Source organism: Leptotrichia sp. OH3620_COT-345 (assembly GCF_003932895.1).
Classification (GTDB): domain Bacteria; phylum Fusobacteriota; class Fusobacteriia; order Fusobacteriales; family Leptotrichiaceae; genus Pseudoleptotrichia.
In genome coordinates this window covers 1-4066 of the sequence record NZ_RQYW01000036.1, presented here as the reverse complement: position 1 = coordinate 4066, position 4066 = coordinate 1, and the positions used below count along the sequence as shown (strand labels likewise).

The 4066-nt window shown below is 30.4% G+C and carries 4 protein-coding genes and 1 pseudogene; all 5 read right to left on the bottom strand.

All coding sequences use genetic code 11. The features are described from left to right. Nucleotides 1–494 (bottom strand): annotated as a pseudogene (locus tag EII29_RS11035) (hemolysin); the annotation flags it as partial. A gap of 57 nt (nucleotides 495–551) precedes the next feature. Further along, the gene (locus tag EII29_RS11030) at nucleotides 552–1193 is read right to left on the bottom strand and encodes a hypothetical protein (protein ID WP_125237570.1); all 642 of its coding nucleotides are present in this window, start codon (nucleotides 1191–1193) and stop codon (nucleotides 552–554) included. Between the two features lie 15 nt (nucleotides 1194–1208). Further along, entirely contained in the window at nucleotides 1209–2225 is a 1017-nt protein-coding gene (locus tag EII29_RS11025; protein WP_125237569.1) for a hypothetical protein, read from the bottom strand. Between the two features lie 160 nt (nucleotides 2226–2385). Beyond that, nucleotides 2386–2838 carry a DUF5376 family protein gene (locus tag EII29_RS11020; protein WP_125237568.1) on the bottom strand — a complete coding sequence of 151 codons (453 nt, stop codon included), beginning with the start codon at nucleotides 2836–2838 and terminating at the stop codon, nucleotides 2386–2388. A gap of 16 nt (nucleotides 2839–2854) precedes the next feature. Then, nucleotides 2855–4066: EndoU domain-containing protein (locus EII29_RS11015; protein WP_199726079.1), on the bottom strand; the 1212-nt coding region annotated here is incomplete at its 5' end.

The following is a 4066-nucleotide window of genomic DNA, read 5'->3' as shown; positions in this document are numbered from 1 at the left end:
CCTGCTATGTTGTCTATTGTTGTTCTTAATCTTCCTTCTCCCAACTGACCCAAAAAGTTTCTGTTATCATCTCCTCTGTCATTTATTGATTCTTTTATGGCTGTCCCTATATCCTTTATTTCCTGTTTTGCTTTATCCAAATCCTCTTTTAATCTTGAAGGATTTGTCAGGTAATCTATTGTCTGACCTTCTATATTTATATTTGTACTGTTGTGAGTATCTTTTGTTATTTCATTGGCTTTTGTAATATCTCTGTTAATAGGGGCTCCTGTTGCATTTCCTATTTCTATGTCACCTAATACCGTATTTCTTGATATACCTTCCTTATCACGTTTTTCCTGATTTATCCCTATTCCGCCTATAGGATTCTTTCCTGCCTGTAGGTTTATTGAACCGCCTGTTGTTGTCAGTGTATCATGATTTTCTATATCTTTTCCTACATATTCATTTATTTTTACTGAAAAGAGTCCATGAGGGCTCATTGCCGCCCTCATACTCCCGCTACCCGCAGTCTTCGCTCCTTCGTCGACTTCGACAATGCGGGGGATTTTTTAAAATTTAATTTTTATACTTATACTCAAACCTGTATTTAAATATATCTCGTTATCTTTTTTCAAAAAGGCATTCCAAACTGTTCCTTTATTCAAATAAACTTCTATTATTTCATATTCTGAAATATCACTTACTTCTTCTATAATTCCTTCTTTTATATTAAATAGTTCAGTAAACCTTTCTTCTATATTTTCATTCAATTTTTCATCAGATACATAATAAATATTTCTTGACAAAAGTTTTTTATATTCTTCCATATTTGAACAGTAATCTTTAAACTCACTTGTTAGTATCCAACTTAAAACTATATCTTCTATAGTTATATTTCTGATTTTAGGCATTTCTTCTTCCAATTTAATTTTTTCTATTTCTTTAAAAGTAAATTCCACAGGTTTGTAAATGTAATTATATTTATACATTAAATTATAATCGGGTACAGTTATTATTTTTTCTTTATATTTTTTTAAATAAACATTATGATTTGTACCTTCTTCTCCATAATTTAATTCTAAACCTATAATATTATTTTCATTAGAAAGAATACGATAAAAATATCCATTATGAACAACAACATTATCTGCTATAATTTTCATATAATCATCATACAAACCTTCTGACCATATTATTATGTCTATATTCATATTTTACTCCTATTCTTATTTTATTTGATTATAATCCAGTAATTCATATTTTTCCATGTATCTCTTCCAATCCTTTTGTTCAATAAAATTCTTATGAATAACCTTATTCCCATTTCTTACTGTTATATGAAATACTCCTTCTTTTCCATTTATGTAACCTTTTTTCAGGTATTCTACTCTTCCGTCATTTCTTATAAGTGCAGGTTTTTCTTTTATCATTTCCAAATCAAATGTTGCAGGTGTTTTATGATAAGTATCTTTTGCCTTTTCTTCAATACTTTTTCCATATTCTAATTGTTTACTTTTAGAATTATAATAATCATTATTTTTATTTCCCTTTTGCTCGGTTCTTTCAGTTTCCACTTTATTCTTAGGCTTTCCATATTTTGGCATCTTATCAAGTTGATTTCTTGACATTACTGCCCCTGCAACTACTGTTACTTCCTCTCCTGCTATTGCCGAACCCTTTATATCTATCTTTAAAGGTCTCGGGTCATGTTGAGTTAATAATGCCGATGTATACACTTCACTCATTGTCAACTTTATTCCATTTTTACTCGCCACTCCTGAAAACCTTGCCAAATCCTCATAACTCTTCAAACTTGTTATATAACTATTACCGTCATATAACTCATACTTCCCTCCAAATTCTACTCCCGAATTCTTTATATCCGATATGAATTTATTCTCTCTAAATTTAAATCCTTCTGAAGCTTCAAATGCATTAAGGTCTTTTTCTCCTCCCTGAAATATATATGTCTGATATAGCTGTGCATAGTTAAATCTTGCAAGTGCTTCTCCCAACCTTATCTGTTCTTTATTGGCTGTAGCTCTATCATCTTTATACTTCCGACTTTCTTTTGCATATTCGTATTCTTTTCTTCTATTTACTATCTTAACTGAATCTTTTAACCCTGATAACTTTAAATATCCTTCATATTCTTTCAACTTTTTTGTATCATAAAATTCATATTCCTTTTTCTCTGAAGAATATCTACAAACATTACCATTCTTTTTACAGTAATCTTTCAAGTTTGAAATTGCATTCTTTGCTTCAATTCTTCTATCATCAATTGCTCTGAAATTAGTTTAAAATATATGAGGGCTCATTGCCGCCCTCATACTCCCGCTACCCCGCGGTCTTCGCTCCTTTCAGTCGACTCCGACAATGCGGGGAAGTTTTTTACTATCTTCATTTATAAACATCTTCTGTATTTATAATTTCTTGATAATTTGGACTATCAAATTTTCGTTCTAAAAACTTTTTCCACTTTAACATTGCATATGTTACCTCTTTTCTATCTATATATACCTTTTCATCATCTTCTGTACTAAACATTACTGTAATCATAACCTTATCATTTTCAATATATGCTTCCCAACCTTGAGAACCTATATCACTATCATCTATACTTTTATCTTTTAATTTATCTAAAACATATTCTGCTAAACCTAAATCTACAGTACCTAAATAATTTGCTAAAAAAGTTTCGTCTAATATGTTATTTCTTAAGACTATGGTCATGTAATCACTATAATCCATTTTTTCAGCTATATAACTTGGTATTCTAAAAGAATCACATTCTTTAGTATAGCTCTCAGTTTCCCAATTTTTATGACGTACATATTCAAAAATTAATTTCATTTTTCCTCCTATATTTTTATTTTGATATTTTTTTAGGATCTATCGGATAAGCTGTTATAACTTTTCTTTCTCTATAAATAACTTCTATTACAACCCCTGACGATGTTGCTCCTTGCCATTTGCTATTTTTACGAAAATTTTTAGGATTTTTAAGAACATTATCAATTTCTACTTTTATTCTATTTTCTGTCCAATGGTCTGGAAACATCGTTGATTTTCCATTATTATTTGTTTTCGATAAATATTTCCCCGGATTATTCGGATCTGGTATTTTTATCTTGGCTTCATATGAACCTCCCGGATATTCCTGTAACTTTTCTTCTATTATAATCCCATTTCGTGTCGAATGTCCTCCTTTTACTTCTACTTTTTTGCCATTTACTTGTATTTCACCTTTTGATATATGTTCAAAATTCCTATATTTTGTTGTTGTATTTCCTACTTTTTTATCAGCTTGTAAATTTAGATAATGTCCTTCTCCTCTATTATTTATCTTTTCATGTAATTCCTTATTAACAGGTTTTTTATTCTTATTACTGTTGTTATCAATTTTTTTGTTGTCTTCATTTTTCTTAAAGTTATTATCTTTAACTCCAAAATTTACTGAATTAATAACACCCTTCATAATAGAATACGCAGGCATAAGTCTTTCTATTGGTGATAACTTTTGTTTTGTAACTAAATCTTCACCTATTATAGATTCCGCTGCTATTTTGTATTTTCCTACAGGAGTTAAATTTACAATAAAGCTCGTAATCCTGTCATTTTGTAACTGCTCTTCCGGAGTTAACTTTCTCGGTTCTCTGCCTTTACAGCCAACAAGTACTTTTCCATTTGATAAACACGCTCCCCTGTCATCTCCCACATTCTCACCAAAATCAATATTACTGTAATCTTTTCCATCCGACTTTGCTTTTATAGGAATATCATTCTTTTTGTATTTATCGGTAAAGTATTCGTTTGTTGCTCTTCTCGTACTTTCAAGTCCCTTTTCTTCTGTCCCTGTCTGTATCTGTCGTCCTTCTATTTTCCCTATTATATGACTGCCTTCTTCAGATATCATGCCTATTATTCCTGAACGAGTGCTATTCTTCGGGTCTTCTGTGTTTATTATTATCGTATGCATTCCATCTTTACCTACATAAGCCGTTCCCGATTTGATATTACCGTTCTCATCTATCAACTGTGGTGCTTTTGACGGGTCTGTATATATTACTTTTGCATTATA